14 protein-coding genes and 2 pseudogenes are annotated in these 16,680 nt (G+C 60.7%); 11 read left to right on the forward strand and 5 right to left on the reverse strand.

From position 1 onward, the window contains the following. From HX823_RS18770 to HX823_RS18800, 7 genes are all read left to right on the forward strand, one after another. The gene (locus tag HX823_RS18770; RefSeq protein WP_177075963.1) at positions 1-1,482 is read left to right on the forward strand and encodes a mannitol dehydrogenase family protein; all 1,482 of its coding nucleotides are present in this window, start codon (positions 1-3) and stop codon (positions 1,480-1,482) included. A 141-nt stretch (positions 1,483-1,623) separates the two neighbouring features. Continuing rightward, complete coding sequence (gene xylB / locus HX823_RS18775; RefSeq protein ID WP_177075965.1) at positions 1,624-3,105, forward strand: xylulokinase; 1,482 nt, start codon at positions 1,624-1,626, stop codon at positions 3,103-3,105. Positions 3,106-3,117: 12 nt separating this feature from the next. After that, on the forward strand, positions 3,118-4,056 hold the full coding sequence (locus HX823_RS18780; RefSeq protein WP_177075967.1) for a carbohydrate kinase: 939 nt from the start codon (positions 3,118-3,120) through the stop codon (positions 4,054-4,056). Between the two features lie 142 nt (positions 4,057-4,198). After that, positions 4,199-6,802: an autotransporter outer membrane beta-barrel domain-containing protein gene (locus HX823_RS18785; RefSeq protein WP_177075969.1), complete on the forward strand. Its 2,604-nt coding sequence runs from the start codon at positions 4,199-4,201 to the stop codon at positions 6,800-6,802. Positions 6,803-6,895: 93 nt separating this feature from the next. Then, on the forward strand, positions 6,896-7,165 hold the full coding sequence (locus HX823_RS18790) for a DUF2790 domain-containing protein (protein WP_038850212.1): 270 nt from the start codon (positions 6,896-6,898) through the stop codon (positions 7,163-7,165). Between the two features lie 193 nt (positions 7,166-7,358). Then, positions 7,359-7,616, forward strand: coding sequence for a DUF2790 domain-containing protein (locus HX823_RS18795; protein WP_177075971.1), 258 nt, complete (start codon positions 7,359-7,361; stop codon positions 7,614-7,616). A gap of 82 nt (positions 7,617-7,698) precedes the next feature. Continuing rightward, entirely contained in the window at positions 7,699-8,097 is a 399-nt protein-coding gene (locus tag HX823_RS18800) for a hypothetical protein (RefSeq protein ID WP_038850213.1), read from the forward strand. Here the strand turns inward: HX823_RS18800 and HX823_RS18805 are convergent. Next, on the reverse strand, positions 8,094-8,363 hold the full coding sequence (locus HX823_RS18805; RefSeq protein WP_033901501.1) for a DUF1652 domain-containing protein: 270 nt from the start codon (positions 8,361-8,363) through the stop codon (positions 8,094-8,096). The two genes, HX823_RS18800 and HX823_RS18805, sit on opposite strands and share 4 nt — an antisense overlap. Positions 8,364-8,621: 258 nt before the next feature. Then, a pseudogene (ilvA, locus tag HX823_RS18810) lies at positions 8,622-9,614 on the reverse strand (threonine ammonia-lyase, biosynthetic); the annotation flags it as partial. Positions 9,615-9,866: 252 nt separating this feature from the next. On the opposite strand from ilvA, the gene HX823_RS18815 reads away from it, so the two are divergent. Next, entirely contained in the window at positions 9,867-10,067 is a 201-nt protein-coding gene (locus HX823_RS18815) for a ParD-like family protein (RefSeq protein WP_003190946.1), read from the forward strand. Continuing rightward, positions 10,067-10,822 (forward strand): type I methionyl aminopeptidase, encoded by a 756-nt coding sequence (gene map / locus HX823_RS18820; RefSeq protein ID WP_177075975.1) that lies wholly within the window; start codon positions 10,067-10,069, stop codon positions 10,820-10,822. The genes HX823_RS18815 and map overlap by 1 nt, the downstream gene beginning before the upstream one ends. 112 nt (positions 10,823-10,934) lie before the next feature. Here map and HX823_RS18825 read toward each other — a convergent pair whose 3' ends face one another. After that, a complete protein-coding gene (locus HX823_RS18825) occupies positions 10,935-11,873 on the reverse strand; it encodes a magnesium transporter CorA family protein (RefSeq protein WP_177075977.1) in 939 nt (312 codons plus the stop codon). A gap of 7 nt (positions 11,874-11,880) precedes the next feature. Further along, positions 11,881-13,467 (reverse strand): RimK family protein, encoded by a 1,587-nt coding sequence (locus tag HX823_RS18830; protein WP_218169891.1) that lies wholly within the window; start codon positions 13,465-13,467, stop codon positions 11,881-11,883. Positions 13,468-13,561: 94 nt separating this feature from the next. Between HX823_RS18830 and HX823_RS18835 the strand changes: the two are divergent. Beyond that, positions 13,562-14,008: pseudogene (locus HX823_RS18835) on the forward strand (GNAT family N-acetyltransferase); the annotation flags it as partial. On the opposite strand, the gene sfnG reads toward HX823_RS18835, so the two are convergent. Next, positions 14,007-15,092 carry a dimethylsulfone monooxygenase SfnG gene (gene sfnG, locus HX823_RS18840; RefSeq protein WP_177075981.1) on the reverse strand — a complete coding sequence of 362 codons (1,086 nt, stop codon included), beginning with the start codon at positions 15,090-15,092 and terminating at the stop codon, positions 14,007-14,009. The pseudogene HX823_RS18835 and the gene sfnG sit on opposite strands and share 2 nt — an antisense overlap. A gap of 255 nt (positions 15,093-15,347) precedes the next feature. On the opposite strand from sfnG, the gene HX823_RS18845 reads away from it, so the two are divergent. Continuing rightward, complete coding sequence (locus HX823_RS18845) at positions 15,348-16,580, forward strand: acyl-CoA dehydrogenase family protein (RefSeq protein ID WP_177075983.1); 1,233 nt, start codon at positions 15,348-15,350, stop codon at positions 16,578-16,580. Positions 16,581-16,680 lie beyond the last annotated feature (100 nt).

Raw genomic sequence — 16,680 nt, forward strand, 5'->3', positions numbered from 1 at the left:
ATGAAACTGAATAAACAGAACCTCACCCAGTTGGCGCCGCACGTGAAACTGCCCGCCTACGCGATTGCCAGCACCACGCAAGGCATCGCCCATATCGGCGTCGGCGGTTTCCATCGCGCGCATCAGGCCTATTACACCGACGCGTTGATGAACACCGGCGTTGGCCTGGACTGGAGCATCTGCGGTGTCGGCCTGCGTGCCGAAGACCGCAAGGCCCGCGACGACCTGGCCGGCCAGGACTACCTGTTCACCCTGTATGAGCTGGGCGATACCGACGACACCGAAGTGCGCGTGATCGGCTCGATCAGTGACATGCTGCTGGCCGAAGACGGCGCCCAGGCGCTGATCGACAAACTGGCCGACCCGGCGATCCGTATCGTCTCGCTGACCATCACCGAAGGCGGCTACTGCATCGACGACAGCAACGGCGAGTTCATGGCCCACCTGCCGCAGATCCAGCATGATCTGGCGCACCCGAGCGCACCCAAGACCGTGTTTGGCTTTATCTGCGCCGCCCTGACCCAGCGTCGCGCTGCGGGCATACCGGCGTTTACCGTAATGTCCTGCGATAACCTGCCGCATAACGGCGCAGTGACGCGCAAGGCACTGCTGGCCTTCGCTGCCTTGCACAATGCCGAGCTGCACGACTGGATCAAGGCCAACGTGAGCTTTCCGAACGCCATGGTCGACCGCATCACACCGATGACCAGCACCGCGCACCGCCTGCAACTGCATGATGACCACGGTATCGACGATGCCTGGCCAGTGGTATGCGAACCCTTCGTGCAGTGGGTGCTGGAAGACAAGTTCGTCAACGGTCGCCCGGCCTGGGAACAGGTCGGTGTGCAGTTCACCGATGACGTCACGCCCTATGAAGAAATGAAGATCGGCCTGCTCAACGGCAGCCACCTGGCGCTGACCTACCTGGGGTTTCTCAAGGGTTATCGGTTTGTGCACGAGACCATGAACGACCCGGTGTTTGTCGCCTACATGCGCGCCTACATGGACCTGGACGTCACGCCAAACCTGGCGCCGGTGCCAGGCATCGACCTGACGGACTACAAGCAGACGCTGGTGGACCGCTTCTCCAACCAGGCGATTGCCGACCAGTTGGAGCGCGTTTGCTCGGATGGCTCGTCGAAGTTTCCCAAGTTCACCGTGCCGACCATCAACCGCCTGATTGCCGATGGGCGCGAGACTGAGCGCGCGGCGTTGGTCGTTGCGGCGTGGGCGTTATATTTGAAGGGCCTGGACGAGAATGGGGTGAGCTACACCATCCCGGATCCGCGTGCAGCATTTTGCCAGGGGCTGGTGAGTGATGATGCGTTGATCAGCCAACGTTTGCTGGGGGTGGAAGAGATTTTTGGCAAGGCTATTCCCAATTCGCCTGAGTTTGTGGCAGCGTTCGAGCGGTGCTATGCAAGCCTGCGTGACAATGGAGTCACCGCAACCCTGCAAAACCTCCTGAAGAAACCGAATTAACACTGTGGGAGCGGGCTTGCTCGCGAATGCGGTCTGTCAGAGACAAATGTATCGACTGAAACACCGCATTCGCGAGCAAGCCCGCTCCCACTTTTTGATCGGGTTAACACTCCAAAAAATAAGACTGCTGAGCACCCCATCATGACCCAGCAAAACCTGTTTCTCGGCATAGACTGCGGCACCCAAGGCACCAAGGCCATCGTCCTCGACGCCACGAGCGGCAAGGTGCTGGGCCTGGGCGCTGCGGCGCACACACTGATCAGCGGCGCCAATGGCCGGCGCGAGCAGCACACCCAGGAATGGCTCGACGCCTTTACCGAAGCCACTCACCGCGCCCTGCAACAGGCCGGCGTGGACGGCCAGGATATCCTCGGCATCGGTGTCTCCGGTCAGCAACATGGTTTGGTGCTGCTGGATGACCAGGGCCAGGTACTGCGCCCGGCCAAACTGTGGTGCGACACCGAGACCACGCCCGAGAACGACCAACTCTTGCAGCACCTGGGTGGCGAAAGCGGCTCCCTGGAACGCCTCGGCGTGGCCATTGCACCGGGCTACACCGTGTCCAAGCTGCTGTGGACCCGCGAACAGCACCCGGACATCTTTGCGCGCATCGCGCATATCCTGCTGCCCCACGACTACCTCAACTACTGGCTCACCGGCCGCGCCGTCGCGGAATACGGCGATGCGTCGGGCACCGGCTACTTCAACGTGCGCATCCGTGGATGGGATGTGGCGCTGCTCAGGCACATCGATCCGAGCGGTCGTCTTGAAAAGGCCCTGCCGCAGCTGATCGAGGCCGATCAGAGCGTCGGCACCGTTCTTCCGGCGATTGCCGAACGGCTGGGCATCAACCCTAACGCCATCGTCTCCAGTGGCGGTGGCGACAACATGATGGGCGCCATCGGCACCGGCAACATTGCCCCTGGCGTGATCACCATGAGCCTGGGCTCGTCGGGCACGGTGTACGCGTTTGCCGAGCAGCCCAATGTGAGCCCACAGGCGTCAGTCGCGACGTTTTGCTCGTCCAGCGGTGGCTGGTTGCCGTTGATCTGCACCATGAACCTGACCAACGCCACCGGGGTGATCCGCGAGTTGTTCGATCTCGACCTGGCCGCATTCAACGCCCTGGTCGAACAAGCGCCGATTGGCGCGGACGGCGTGAGCATGCTGCCGTTCCTCAACGGCGAACGTGTGCCCGCCCTGCCCCACGCCGCCGGCAGCCTGCACGGCCTGACCATGACCAACCTGACCCGCGCCAACCTGTGCCGCGCGGTGGTCGAAGGCACCACCTTCGGCCTGCGCTACGGCCTCGACCTGCTGCGCCAGACCGGCCTGCAAAGCCAGAGCATCCGCTTGATCGGCGGCGGTTCGAAAAGCCCGGTCTGGCGGCAGATGGTTGCCGATATCATGAACACCGAAGTGGTCTGCACCGAGCAAAGTGAAGCCGCCGCCCTGGGCGCGGCGATCCAGGCGGCGTGGAGCCAGTCCGGCGAGTCGCTGGCCAGCCTGTGCGACAAATGCGTGAGTGTCGACCCGGCCAGCCGTACCCTGCCGGTCGCGGCCAGCGTCAGCGCGTATCAACACGCCTACGAGCGCTATCAGCAACTTGTGGCAACCCTTTAAGAGCGAACGACTATGTATCTGGTGTGTGGTGAAGCGCTGTTTGATTTTTTCAGCGAGGAAGATGCCAGCGGGCAGGCGTCCAAGGTCAATTACAAGGCGATTGCCGGCGGTTCGCCGTTCAACGTTGCCGTAGGCTTGCGCCGCCTGGGTGTCGAGGCGGGCTTGTTCGGGGGGCTGTCCACCGACTTCCTCGGCCGCCGCTTGTTGCAGGTGCTCAAGGGTGAAGGCGTCAGCGAACAGTTTCTGGTGGAATTCGCCGCGCCGACCACTTTGTCGATGGTCGCCGTGGGCGCCAATGGCTCACCGCAGTACAACTTCCGGGGTGAAGGCTGCGCCGACCGACTGCTGGAAGTCGCTCACCTGCCCGAACTGGGCGAGGACATCCGTGGCCTGCACATCGGCTCGTTTTCCCTGGTGGTGCAGCCCATCGGCGACACCCTGCTAAGTCTGGTCAAGCGTGAAAGCGGCAAGCGCCTGATCAGCCTCGACCCCAACGTGCGGCTCAACCCGCAGCCGGATATCCAGCTGTGGCGCGACCGTGTGGCGGAACTGGTCAAGCATGCCGACCTGATCAAGGTCAGTGACGAAGACCTGCACCTGCTCTATCCCGAGCAGTCGCCAGAAAGCGTGCTGCAGGGCTGGCTGCAGCACCGTTGCCAATTGGTGTTCCTCACCCGTGGCGGCGATGGCGCCAGTGTGTTCAGCCGTCAACATGGCCACTGGTCCACACCGGCGGTCAAGGTGGTGATGGCCGATACCGTGGGGGCCGGCGATACCTTCCAGGCCGCGCTGATTGCCTGGTTGACCGAGCAGCGGCTTGACTCGGTAGAGGGCCTGCAACAGCTCACGCGGGCACAGATCGATGGCATGCTGGGCTTTGCCGTTCGCGCCGCCGCACTGACCTGCACCAAGACCGGCCCAGACCTGCCTTACCGACACCAGGTGAGCTGAATTCGCCAGTAACACGACCAATGTGCCACCACGCAGGCCACGTATTCCGTGGCCTGCGCGCGTTTATATAAACATTGCCATGTAGGAAAACTGTGCTAAACCCCAACAGGAGCAGTAATTACAATAGATGCAGGACAGACCCATGCAAAAGAGCAACGGTTTTTCAACCCGCGCCGTTTTAGCTGTCGGCCTCCTCTCACTGCAGTACACCACACCGCAACACTCCTACGCCGCTTGCGTACTCACTCCCGGCCCGGGCAACGACACATTTATTTGCGACAGCGGCACCAGTGCCGGCCTGACCGATCTCCTGGGCAATAACAGCCTGACCCTGCCAGCAGGTGGCAGCGGCACCATCAACGGCAACGTCGTCTTCGGTCCGGGAACGGATGCCGTGCGGATCGATTCCGGCCTGATCACCGGCGCCGTCCAGCAAGGCGCCGGTATCGATGACTTCATCATGACCGGCGGGCAAATCCAGTCCCTGGCCCAGGGTGACGGTCGTGACACCTTCCTGATGACGGGCGGCACCATCGTCGGCGCGTTCGAGGACGGCGACGTGGCGCAGCAAACCGGCGGCACCATCGGCCGCGTTGACATGAAGCTGGACAACAACATCTACGACATGTCTGGAGGCGCGATCCTCGGTAATCTGGTCACCGCCTTCGGTACCGATACGATCATCATCTCCGGCGGCAGCGTCGGCGGCAATATCAGCACCAGCGGCGGCGACGATAGCATCACGGTCAGTGGCGGCGTGATCGAGGGCGAGATCCGCGCCAGCGTCGGCAATGACAGGTTCAACTGGCTCAATGCTGGCCAGATCAAATCGGCGGTGCTGATGGGCGATGGCGACGATACCGCGCTGCTGCGCGGCCTCAGCGAAAGCCTGCTGGCGGCCACGCCCTCTATCGACGGCGGCCTGGACAACGATCAACTGACCTTCGACGGCACCACGTCCAGCACGGCGTCCCGCTATATCGGCTGGGAAACGGTCAATCTCACCAACAATTCGCGCTTGGACCTGGCAGGAGATTTTTTCCTGGGTGACAGCGCAAGCACTACCGGCACCTTGAACATTGACGGCAGCAGTACGCTGGCGGTGACCCAAGGCAGCGTGCGGCCCTATCTCGCCGGCCAACTGGCGACCCTGAACAACGCCGGCAAGATCGACATGACCACCGGCAGCGCCACCGCCAACGACGTACTGACGGTGCATGGCAATTACGTGGGCAATAACGGCCAGCTATGGCTGCAAACCGTGCTGGGCGATGAAAACTCCGCGACGGACAAGTTGGTGGTGTCCGGTGGCACGCTGAGTGGCCATACCCAATTGGCCGTGAGCAATCTTGGCGGCGTCGGGGGCTTTACCCGCAACAACGGGATTGAGGTGGTGCAGGCGCTCAACGGCGCGGTGAGCAGCACCGATGCCTTCTCGTTGAAGCGCTCGGTCTCGGCCGGGGCCTATGAATACTTGCTGTTCAAGGGCGGCGTGACGGCCGGCACCGAAAACAACTGGTACCTGCGCTCGTCGGTGGTTGCCGTGCAACCGCCGGCGGTGCCAACGGTGCCACCGACACCACCGGTGGTAGTGCCCGTACCGCCCATTCCAGCGACACCGCCGGTGGTCGACCCCGATGAGCCGCCCGTGGAACCGCCCACTTCGCAACCCGTCGCGCCGGTCGAGCCTCCCGCCCCGCCGCCCAGCCAGGTGGCGGCAGGCAACTCGCCGGAATCCGCCGCGAGCAACCCGGCGCTGCCGACCGCCATTGCCGGTGCCGAGCCCATCCCGCTGTACCGCTTGGAAGTGCCGGTGTATTCGGTGGTGGTGCCCGCCGCCCAGTTGATGACCCTGCAAGCGCTGGGCACCTTTCATGATCGCCAGGGCGAGCAAAGCCTGCTGACCGAGACCGGTGCGGTGCCGGCAGGTTGGGGGCGTGCCTATGGCAGCGACTTCAACAAGCACTGGTCGGGCACCGTGGCGCCGAGCTTCGACGGTACGGTCAAGGGCTTTCAGGTGGGTCATGACCTGTATGCATCCGACACCAGCGGTGGGCAGACCCAGCGCTTCGGGCTGTTTATCGGCCAGAGTCGCCTGAGCGGGGATGTGAAAGGTTTCTCGATGGGCTGGCAGAACAATCGTTCCGGACGGGTCAAACTTGATGGCGATCACTTCGGCGCCTACTGGACGCTCACCGATCCGACCGGTTGGTATGTGGATCTGGTTGCGATGGGCACGCGCCTGGGCGGCGACAGCAAGTCCGAGCGCGGCATAAAGATGGACACCAAGGGCCATGCGCTGGCGCTGTCTGCCGAAGCCGGCTACCCGATTGCCGTTTCCGAGCATTGGGTGGTGGAACCCCAGGCCCAGGTCATCCGCCAGACTATCGACCTGGACACTCAGAACGACGGTATTTCCAGGGTATCGTTCGACTCCCAGGATTACTGGACCGGCCGCCTCGGTGCCCGCCTCAAAGGGCGCTACCTGGTGAATAACACCCCTGTCGAACCTTACCTGCGCGCCAATGCCTGGCGCACGTTCGGTGGCAGCGACACGGTGACTTACGATGATGTGGACCGCATCAAGAGCGATCACAAAGCGTCTACGGCGGATGTGGGAGTCGGCGTGGTTGCGCGGCTGTCGTCTTCGGTGAGCGTCTACCTCGCGGCAGACTACAACACCCACCTGGACGGCAACGCGATGGAGGGTGTCAGCGGCAATGCCGGGGTTCGCATGAGCTGGTAAACATGAAGGTTTTGTCAGCCACGCAAACATTAATCGATGGTTAATCGCGCAAGTCGAGAGTGAGGTTGTACTCACTTGTTGCGGAGAACCCTCATGAAACTGCGCACGTTACTACTCGGCAGCGCCCTGGCGCTGGCCGCAGTATCCGGCCTGGCCCAGGCCGATGATCCAGGCGCCGCTGTCAAACCGGTGCCTTACCAGTACGGCATGCCAATGAACATCGACAAGGTCCTGGCCATGAACGAAACACCCACCGATGAATGCAAGGTCATCAAGGCGGATATCAAGTTCCTGGATAAGGCGGGCAAGGTTGAGGACGTAAGCTATCGGAAAATGTCGGAGGCCTGCGACTTCCAGAACTGAGCCGTAAGCCGTCAGACTATACAGCGGGAATTCAATCCGAAAACATGTAGGACATTTCTCAAAAAACCCAATTTAATCAATGGTTAAGGTTGGGAGACAACAGTGGCTCCGACCGCACCTCGATGGCCATCGGCTGAAGGTGCGGCCGCCGACTCATCACGCTGATGAACCGGACCACTGACGGAGAAACCTCATGAAAATGCGCAACGTATTCCTGCTCGGCTGCACCCTCGCCCTCACCACTGTATCGGCCATGGCCCAGGCTGAATCCAAAGCTGTGCCCTATCGGTACGGCATGCCCATGGACATCCAGAAAGTGATTGCCATGACCGAACCCGATACCCGTGAATGCAAGGTCATCAAGGCCGAGATCAAGTTTTTGGACGGGGCCGGTGAAGTGCAGCACGTGAGCTACAAGAAGTTATCCGAGGCCTGTTTGTTCCAGAACTGAACATGATGTTGATTAAGGGCGGCGTAACGCGTGAGCACGCGGTATCCTTTTGCACCTGTTAACCGTGCCGAAAGGATTCGCCATGCCGCTGCGCTTTCATACGCTCGCCCTCTTTACCGCCGTGCTCTGTTTTGCCCTGGCGCTGACATGGGGCCTGCGCCCCGAATGGATGCTATGGCTGTGGAGCGTGGAATATTCAAATGCCACTGGCCTGGTGGCTCGGCGTAACGCCGTACTGTTTCTGGCTATCGGCGTGATGTTCTACCGCGCACGCCACGCACCACCTTGCGACACACGACGCGCCATGACCTGCGGTTTTACCATTGGCTGTTGGGTGCTGGCGGTACTGGGGTTCAGTGAGTGGATAAACGGCAATGCCGGACCCGGCATCCTGCTGGCAGTGGCAACGGAAACCGTATTGGGCCTGGCGTTTATCCAGGCCCACAGGTCTTCGGTCATCCAACCCCAGGCATCTACCTAGTAGTAGCCGCGCCCTCCCACTCTTTGCAGGGCGGGTGCATGGCTGTGCTTAAGGTCTTCACGCAACCCGGTGATCAGGTTGCAAATGGCTCGACTGCTGTCGAGTTTGTCCGCGTTGATCCCTTTTACTTCCAAATCCACCCGGTCACGGTCGCGGTCGTCGTAGACCTTGATCGTCAGCGAAGCATCTTCGGCTTTGGTGCATTCGCACCGTTTGGGCAGGAAACTTCCTTCAATAATGCTGCGAAGTTCTAATTCCGAAAGCATGGTCAACCTCTCCTTTCTTGAGACTGCCAACAGATTTTTATGTGTCCGACGAGCGCTCGCTCGTCGCGTCTTGCCGACCCTGGAAGACGCTTACAACACCCAAGCCTACTCGGCAAAATCAGCCCTCGTTGTAACTTTTCCTCATAAGCCGCGCGCCGGGTTATATATGTAAATCGGCCGTGTTTAAATCGTCGTCGAACCGCTGCGATTAAACGTTTAACTGTAGGCCTCGACGGCAACGGCGCCTTGCGCAGCCACCCTTTCAGCAACATGTCGCAAACTATCGAAGTTGATGTTCGCCCCGGAATTGATTGCCACCAGGGTCTTCCCGCGCAGTCGATGGCGGGCGACATACTTGCGCACTCCCGCCACCGCCAAGGCACCGGAAGGCTCGGTGATCGAGCGGGTATCGTCGTAGATCAGCTTGATCGCGCTGCACAGTTCATCGTTGCTGACAGTGATGACGTCATCCACCCAGTCCCGGCAGATTTCAAACCCGTAGGCGCCGACTTGCGCCACCGCCGTGCCGTCGGCAAACCCGTCGACGCTGGGCAGCACCACGCGTTCACCCGCCCGCAGCGCCGCCAGCAGACAACTGGAGCCCTCAGGCTCGACGCCAATGATACGCACCTCGGGTCGCAGGTATTTGACGTAGGCGGCGATCCCGGCGATAAGGCCACCCCCACCCACCGGCACGAAGATCGCGTCCAGGGACCCTTGTTGCTGGCGCAGGATTTCCATGGCCACGGTGCCTTGTCCGGTGATCACCTCCGGATCGTCGAAGGGCGAGACAAAGGTGCAACCTGAGGTTTCGGCCAGTTGCAGCGCGTGGGCCAAGGCAAAAGGGAAGCTCTCGCCGTGCAGGACCGCTTCAGCACCGCGGGAGCGTACGCCGAGCACCTTCAACTCTGGCGTGGTGCTGGGCATGACGATCCGCGCCTGGATCCCCAATTCCCTGGCTGCCAGCGCCACACCCTGGGCATGGTTGCCGGCCGATGCCGTGACCACGCCGCGCGCCTTTTGCTCGTCACTCAAGTGCACCAATTTGTTGTAGGCACCACGGATCTTGAACGAGAACGTCGGTTGCAGATCTTCGCGCTTGAGCAGCAGCTGATTGCCCAACAATGCCGACAACGCCGGTGCCGCCTGCAACGGCGTGCGCACTGCCAAGTCGTAGACCGGCGCGGCGAGGATCTTCTTTACATAGTGCTCAAGCAAGCCTGTGTCAGCGGTAGGGCAACAGGTGCTCATGGGTATCTCCTGGCTTCTTGTTCGGGGCCCGGGAGACGGAAAAACAAAACCCGCCTCTAGGGCGGGTTTGGGTACAGCCGTGCGCTATCCCGCCAAATGAGGAATGGCGGTAATAATGCTTGGCTGGCTGCGAAAGGCTTGAAAGGTCATGTCACGAAATTAACCGGCCGTGATGGGACTCGTCAACAAAAGGTTTACTCCAAGCATACGAAACATATACGCTTTGTATACCAATCCTGCACAGTGAACCCCATGGGCATCGTCAAGATCACCGACCAACTGCACGAACAACTGCGCCTGGCCAGCGCTGCGATGGACCGTTCCATCAATGCCCAGGCAGAATTCTGGATCAAGATCGGCCTGCTCGCCGAGCTCAACCCCCACCTGCCCTACAACGAGCTGATCAACAAGCTGTTGCTGGACAAGCCCGATCTGATCCGAGGGCGCAGTTGATGATCAAGACTGCCGCCCAACTGGCCGTGATGCGTGAAGCCGGGCGCCTGCTGGCCCAGGTGTTCACCCTGCTCGACGGCTTTGTCGCCGCCGGCCGCTCCACCCTGGAGCTGGACGCCGCCGTCGAAGCCTTCATCCGCAACGACCTCAAGGCCCGCCCCGCCAGCCTGGGCCAGTATGACTACCCTTTCTCCATCAACACCTCGATCAACGAGGTGGTGTGCCACGGCATGCCCAGCGCCAAGGACATCCTCAAGGACGGCGACATCATCAACATCGACATCACCCTGGAAAAAGGTGGCTTTATTGCCGACTCCAGCAAGATGTACATGATCGGCAGCGTCGCGCCCAAGGCCCAGCGCCTGGTCGAGAAAACCTTCGAAGCGATGTGGGCCGGCATCCGCCAGGTCAAGCCCGGCGCGCGCCTGGGCGATATCGGCCACGCTATCCAGAGCCACGCGCAAGCCAACGGCTACAGCGTGGTCCGCGAGTATTGCGGCCACGGTATCGGCCGGCAGATGCATGAAGAGCCGCAAATCCTGCACTTCGGCCGCCCGGGCACCGGCTTGGAACTGCGCGAAGGCATGGTGTTTACCGTGGAGCCGATGCTCAACCAGGGCAGCTCGAAAGTGCGCAGCCTGAAGGATGGCTGGACGGTGGTGACCAAGGACAACAGCCTGTCGGCACAGTGGGAACATACCGTGGCGGTGACGGCGGATGGGTTTGAAGTGCTGACCCTGCAGCCGTCCACCTGAGCGACATACAACCTGTCGGAACTGGCTTGCCTGCGATGCAGTACACACGGTGTTTCAGGAACACCGCAGTGATGCCATCGCAGGCAAGCCAGCTCCCACAAGGGATCAGTGTTCACACGACATTGGCGCCGCCCGCTATTCGTTTGAGCCCCAACACCATCAGCCCTCCTCCAAGCCCCATCGCCGCCAGAAACAACGGATACGACACCCACCACGGCGTCCCCGCCGTCATCATGCTGAACTCCGACATGCCGCCGATGCTCGCAATCAGGTTGAGCGGCAGGAACACCACGTTGATCAAGGTGAGCTTGCGCAACAGGTTGTTCATGCTGTTGTTCATCAGGTTGCCGCGGGCGTCGATCAGCCCAGAAAACACGTTGGAATAGATCTCCGCCTGTTTGTAGCACTGGTGGTTCTCGATGATCAGGTCGTCGATCAGCGCCAAAATCTCTGCGCCGAAATGCTCCTTCTCCGCATGGTTGCGCAACCGCGACAGCACCGCGCCGTTGCTGTGCAGCGCGTTGATGTAATAGATCAGGCTTTCGCTGAGGCTGAACATCTGCATCAGGTGGTGGTTGCTCATGGACGCATTGAACTGCTGCTGCAATTCCCGTGCGACCAGCTTGATCACCTTTAGATGGCCCAGGTAGTGATGGATGTTGTTAAGCAGCAAGTCGAGCAACACATCCAACGGCGTGTGCAGCGGGCGGCGTTTGCCGAGGCCGGTCAGCGGGGTTTCGTCGGTGGCGATCACCAGCAGGCGGCCCGGTGAAAACAGCAGGCCGCAGGACGACACCTCGAACACCAGGTTGCCGCCACCGGAGTAGTTCTCCGGGCGTTTCCAGATCAGGAACAGATTGTCCGGGTGAAACTCGATGCGCGAGACTTCGTCGGGGTCCAGCGCAGAGGCCAGGGCGTGTTCGTCCAGCTTATGGTGGTCGCGCAGCCACTCGCGCTCGGCCAGGTCAGGGTTGTTGAACAACTGGATTGGGGCATCGTCACGCTCCACGCTGTGCAGCTTGCCATCGATCAGTTCGAAACGCTGGATCATCGCCGGGTCACCAGACCTGGCCCTGACGCTTCAACTCCAGGCGCCTCACGAACTCCTCCAGCACCAAACCGTACAAATCGTCCTGCAAGTAGGCATCTTCGATACCCGCGTCCAGGTTGGGGTTGTCGTTGACTTCGATCACCACCACCTTGTCGCCGGACTGCTTGAGGTCGACGCCGTAGAGACCATCGCCGATCAGGTTGGCGGTCTTCACGGCCAGTTCCACCACCGCCTTGGGCGCCTCGTGGACCGCCAGGGTGCGGCATTCACCGTTGATGGCCTGGCCGATTGCCTTGTGGTTGTAGATCTGCCAATGCCCTTTGGACATAAAGTACTGGCAGGCAAAGATCGGCTTGCGGTTGAGCACGCCGATGCGCCAGTCGTACTCGGTGTAGAAAAACTCCTGGGCCAGCAACAGCACCGAATGCTCGAACAACTCGGCGGTGGCCTTGAGCAAGGCTTCCTGGCTTTCGACCTTGATTACGCCACGGGAAAAACAGCCGTCGGGGATCTTCAGCACCAGCGGGAACCCCAGACGCTCGCCGACCCGTTCAAAGTCTTCCGGTCGTTCCTTGTACAGAATCTCCGTGGCGGGCATGCCCAGTTGGTGACTGTTGAGCAGGTCGGTGAGGTAGACCTTGTTGGTGCAGCGCAGGATCGACGCCGGGTCATCCATCACCACCAGGCCTTCGCTTTCGGCTTTCTTGGCGAAGCGGTAGGTGTGGTTGTCGACGCTGGTGGTCTCGCGAATCAGCAAGGCGTCGTATTCGGCCAGGCGTGAATAATCCTTGCGTTCGATCAACTCCACATCGATACCCAGGCCTTTGCCGACGCGGATGAAATTATCCAGGGCCTTGGCGTTGGACGGAGGCAGTTGTTCCTGGGGGTCGTGCAAGATGGCCAGGTCATAACGGGCCAGGCGACGTGAGCGCGGCTGGCGCCAGATCTTGCGGCTGAAGTTGTCCAGGGCGTGGGCGAACTGATCTTCCTGATCGTCGCGTAACTTGTGCAATACGCCTGATTTAACGCCTTCTATATGCCAACCGTTATTCTTCTTGAACTCAACTAACAGAATTGGGCACGGAAAGGCCTCAAATAACTGACGGGCCAAGTCCTGCAACGGCTCTATATTGGTCCGGCCAAAATAAAGTGTCAGGGTGAAGCCTTCGGTATTGCTGTAAAGGTGATGACTCAGGGCTTTATCGAGGGTTTTATCCAAGTCGTCCAGAGCCAGGCCGTACAGGGACTTCTTCGTCAGTTCACTGATGGTACGCACCGACGGAATCACCTTGTGCCCACGGGCTTCGGCCAGCAGCGAGCAGTAATAACCGTGTCCCAGGTACTTGTAGCTGCGGCACAGGTTGATCACCTGTACGCGCTTGCCGGTCTCATTTTCGCGGGTCTGCTCCAGGTATTCCTGGGCAGTGACGATGTCTTCGCTGGGGAAGTAAGAGGCCCAATCTTCCTTGCGCTCGACAATGATCACGACTTGACTGTTGCCTTTTGGGGGGGCGGAAAAATAACCTTTATTGGTTATTGTCGCCGCGAGGGTTTGCTCGGATACTTCACGCCAATGACCTTGTACCGCCGACATAATATTTGATCCGCTTTAGAGAACTCGACCTTTTCTATTAAGCACGATCTTTTAGAGAAGTCCCGTTTCGTTACGCAACTTTTACGGCGGTCATATGGCTCTTTGCTTTCGCGTTGCAACACTCTTGGATATGCCTGAATTACTGGCCTTGGAACAGCACTGCTTCACCACCGACAGGCTGTCACGGCGCAGTTTCCAGTGGATGATCAGCCGCGCCCACGGCGAGTTGCGGGTGGCGGAAAATGCCGGGCAATTGCTCGGTTACGCGCTGGTGCTGTTTCGCCGTGGCACCTCGTTGGCGCGTCTGTATTCCATCGCCATTGCCGAACCTGCGCGTGGCATGGGGCTGGGTAGACAGTTGCTGAGCCGCGTTGAAGCTAGCGCCGTGGCACAGGGTTGCAATCGCCTATGCCTGGAAGTGCGCACCGACAACCCCGGCGCTCTCAGCCTTTATGAGCGCAGCGGTTATCGGCGCTTTGCCTTTATCGATGCCTATTACGAAGACCAGACGGCGGCAATACGTCTGGAAAAAACCCTGCTCACGCCACCTGCTTGATCGCCGCTTTGGCTTCCAGCTCGCGCACCAGCGGCAACACACGTTTGCCGAAGTACTCGACTTCCTCCTGGAAGTGCAGGAAGCCCGCCAGCAGTAGATCCACCCCCACCGCCTTGAGCGCAACGATGCGCTCGGCAATCTGCTGGGGCGTACCGATCAGGTTGGTCTTGAAGCCATCGTTGTACTGCACCAAGTCTTCAAAACTGGATTTGGCCCAGTTGCCCTCGCCTTCCGGTGAAGCCTTGCCCGCTTGCCTGGCCGCATCACCAAAGGCGTTCACCGCCTCCGGATCGGCCTTGTCGATGATCTCTGCCAGCACGGCGCGGGCTTCTTCCTCGGTGTCGCGGGCGATCACGAAGGCGTTGACGCCGACTTTGACCGAATGGTTGTTCGCCGCCGCTTTCGCGCGGATGTCATCGACCTGGGCCTTGATGCCTTCCGGGGTGTTGCCATTGGTGAAGTACCAGTCCGACACGCGCGCCGCCATGTCCCGCGCGGCCCGCGAACTGCCGCCCTGGAACACCTCCGGTTGGCCCAATGGCTTGGGCTTGAGGGTGTAGTTGTTGAAGCGGTAAAAGTCGCCCTTGAAGGTGAAATCGTCCTGGGTCCAGATGCCTTTGAGGGCCCGGATAAACTCTTCGGAACGGCGATAACGTTCATCGTGCTCCAGCCAGTGTTCGCCGATGGCCTGGAACTCGCCCTTGAACCAACCGCTGACGATATTCACGGCGATACGGCCGTTGGTGAGTTGGTCGATCGTCGCCAGTTGCTTGGCCGCCAACGCTGGTTGCCAGGGGCCCGGCAGGATCGCGGCGATCACCTTGAGCGTGGTGGTCGCGGCCAGCAGCGCATGGCTGAATGCCACGGACTCATGCTGGTTTTCGGCACCGTAGCCGGCAGTAAAACGGATCTGGGTGAGGCCGTATTCAAAGCCGGCCGCTTCCGCCAGTTGCGCCAGTTTGCGGTTGTAGTCGATGCCCCAGTGGGTGCGTTGTTCGATCTTGCTGACCACCAACCCACCGCTGACGTTGGGCACCCAGTAGGCAAATTTCACGGCTTGCTGGCTCATCTCGCGTTACCTCGCACAAAAGGGATGTAACGAGGGCTTGAGCAGCAAGCGTGCCAGACCGGGGAAACGCCCAGGCCAGGGGCGTTGCACACAATACTGCGTGCCGGCATTGATGTCGCAGAGTGTGCGGGTTTGTCGATCAGCTGTTGCCAGGGCAACAGTGGCTGAACGCTTTAGCCCATGAATACGGGCGCAGATACCCGGCACGGAGTGTGCAATCCCCCTTGGATTGATCACTGCCCAGGAACCTTGCCCATGACCGAACAACACGTCATCAACCCACTGTCCACTGGCGTCGACTATCCAACGCTGGCCGCGCGCTTCCGTCCGATTTTCCAACGCATCGCCGACGGTGCCGTAGAGCGCGAACAGTCCCGCATCCTGCCCCATGAACCGATCCAGTGGCTCAAGGAAGCCGGTTTTGGCGCGGTGCGCGTGCCGGTGGAATATGGCGGCGGCGGTGCTTCCCTGCCGCAGTTGTTCGAACTGCTGATCGAACTGGCCGAAGCCGACTCCAACGTGCCCCAGGCCCTGCGCGGGCACTTCGCATTTGCCGAAGACCGCCTGAACGCGCCGCCCAGCGCTGGCCGGGATCTGTGGTTCAAGCGGTTCGTGGACGGCGATATCGTCGGCTGCGCCTGGACCGAGATTGGCAACGTGGCGATCGGCGATGTGGTCACCCAGGTCAGCCCTGACGGCGACCGCTGGAAGCTCAACGGAGAGAAGTTCTACAGCACTGGCAGCATCTTCGCCGACTGGATCGACGTGTATGCCCAGCGCAGCGACACCGGTGGCGATGTGATCGCCGCTACCCGCGCCCGCCAGCCGGGGGTGGTGCACAGTGATGACTGGGACGGGTTTGGCCAGCGCACTACCGGCAGCGGTACGTCGCGTTTTACCGACGCGGTGGTGGACGCGGAAAACGTCATCGACTTTGCCAGCCGGTTTAAGTACCAGACGGCGTTCTATCAGTTGGTGTTGCTCGCCAGTTTGGCGGGGATTGGGCGTGCGGCCTTGCGCGATGTGTCGCATCAGGTGCGCAGCCGTAAACGTATCTACAGTCATGGCAATGCGGCGCATGTGAGCCAGGATGCGCAGGTTCTCCAGGTGGTGGGGGAAGTGGCGGCGCTGGTGTATGCCGCTGAGGCGAGTGCGTTGAAGGCGACGTTGCCGGCGCAACGGGCGTATGTGGCGCGGTTTGGGGGGGATGAGGCTGCTGAGCGTTTAGCCAATGTGGCGGCAGAGATTGAGTCGGCTACGGCGCAGGTGGTGGTGTCGGGGTTGATTCAGCGGGCGACCAGTGAGTTGTTTAATGCGCTGGGGGCGTCGGATGTGCGGCAGGGGAAGGCGCTGGATCGGCATTGGCGGAATGCGCGGACGGTGTCGTCGCATAATCCGGTGATTTATAAGGCGCGGATTGTGGGGGATTGGGTGGTTAATGGGGTGGAGCCGCCGTTTGTTTGGCAGATTGGGAATGGGCGGGGTTGAGTTGGGGGGGTGATTGGGGGCATATCCGTTATTTAGGTGATGGCGGGTATTGGTTCCGCCCTTACGGCGGGTCACTTTGGAAAAGAGCCCCAAAGTAACC

Source organism: Pseudomonas sp. P7759 (genome assembly GCF_013386445.1).
In the GTDB taxonomy this organism is placed as follows: Bacteria; Pseudomonadota; Gammaproteobacteria; order Pseudomonadales; family Pseudomonadaceae; genus Aquipseudomonas; species Aquipseudomonas azotoformans_A.

Bases quoted from the DNA above. Each gene is read 5' to 3' on its own strand.
- HX823_RS18770 (WP_177075963.1), top strand. From the start codon at position 1: ATGAAACTGAATAAACAGAACCTCACCCAGTTGGCGCCGCACGTGAAA.
- xylB (WP_177075965.1), top strand. From the start codon at position 1,624: ATGACCCAGCAAAACCTGTTTCTCGGCATAGACTGCGGCACCCAAGGC.
- HX823_RS18780 (WP_177075967.1), top strand. From the start codon at position 3,118: ATGTATCTGGTGTGTGGTGAAGCGCTGTTTGATTTTTTCAGCGAGGAA.
- HX823_RS18785 (WP_177075969.1), top strand. From the start codon at position 4,199: ATGCAAAAGAGCAACGGTTTTTCAACCCGCGCCGTTTTAGCTGTCGGC.
- HX823_RS18790 (WP_038850212.1), top strand. From the start codon at position 6,896: ATGAAACTGCGCACGTTACTACTCGGCAGCGCCCTGGCGCTGGCCGCA.
- HX823_RS18795 (WP_177075971.1), top strand. From the start codon at position 7,359: ATGAAAATGCGCAACGTATTCCTGCTCGGCTGCACCCTCGCCCTCACC.
- HX823_RS18800 (WP_038850213.1), top strand. From the start codon at position 7,699: ATGCCGCTGCGCTTTCATACGCTCGCCCTCTTTACCGCCGTGCTCTGT.
- HX823_RS18805 (WP_033901501.1), bottom strand. From the start codon at position 8,363: ATGCTTTCGGAATTAGAACTTCGCAGCATTATTGAAGGAAGTTTCCTG.
- HX823_RS18815 (WP_003190946.1), top strand. From the start codon at position 9,867: ATGGGCATCGTCAAGATCACCGACCAACTGCACGAACAACTGCGCCTG.
- map (WP_177075975.1), top strand. From the start codon at position 10,067: ATGATCAAGACTGCCGCCCAACTGGCCGTGATGCGTGAAGCCGGGCGC.
- HX823_RS18825 (WP_177075977.1), bottom strand. From the start codon at position 11,873: ATGATCCAGCGTTTCGAACTGATCGATGGCAAGCTGCACAGCGTGGAG.
- HX823_RS18830 (WP_218169891.1), bottom strand. From the start codon at position 13,467: ATGTCGGCGGTACAAGGTCATTGGCGTGAAGTATCCGAGCAAACCCTC.
- sfnG (WP_177075981.1), bottom strand. From the start codon at position 15,092: ATGAGCCAGCAAGCCGTGAAATTTGCCTACTGGGTGCCCAACGTCAGC.
- HX823_RS18845 (WP_177075983.1), top strand. From the start codon at position 15,348: ATGACCGAACAACACGTCATCAACCCACTGTCCACTGGCGTCGACTAT.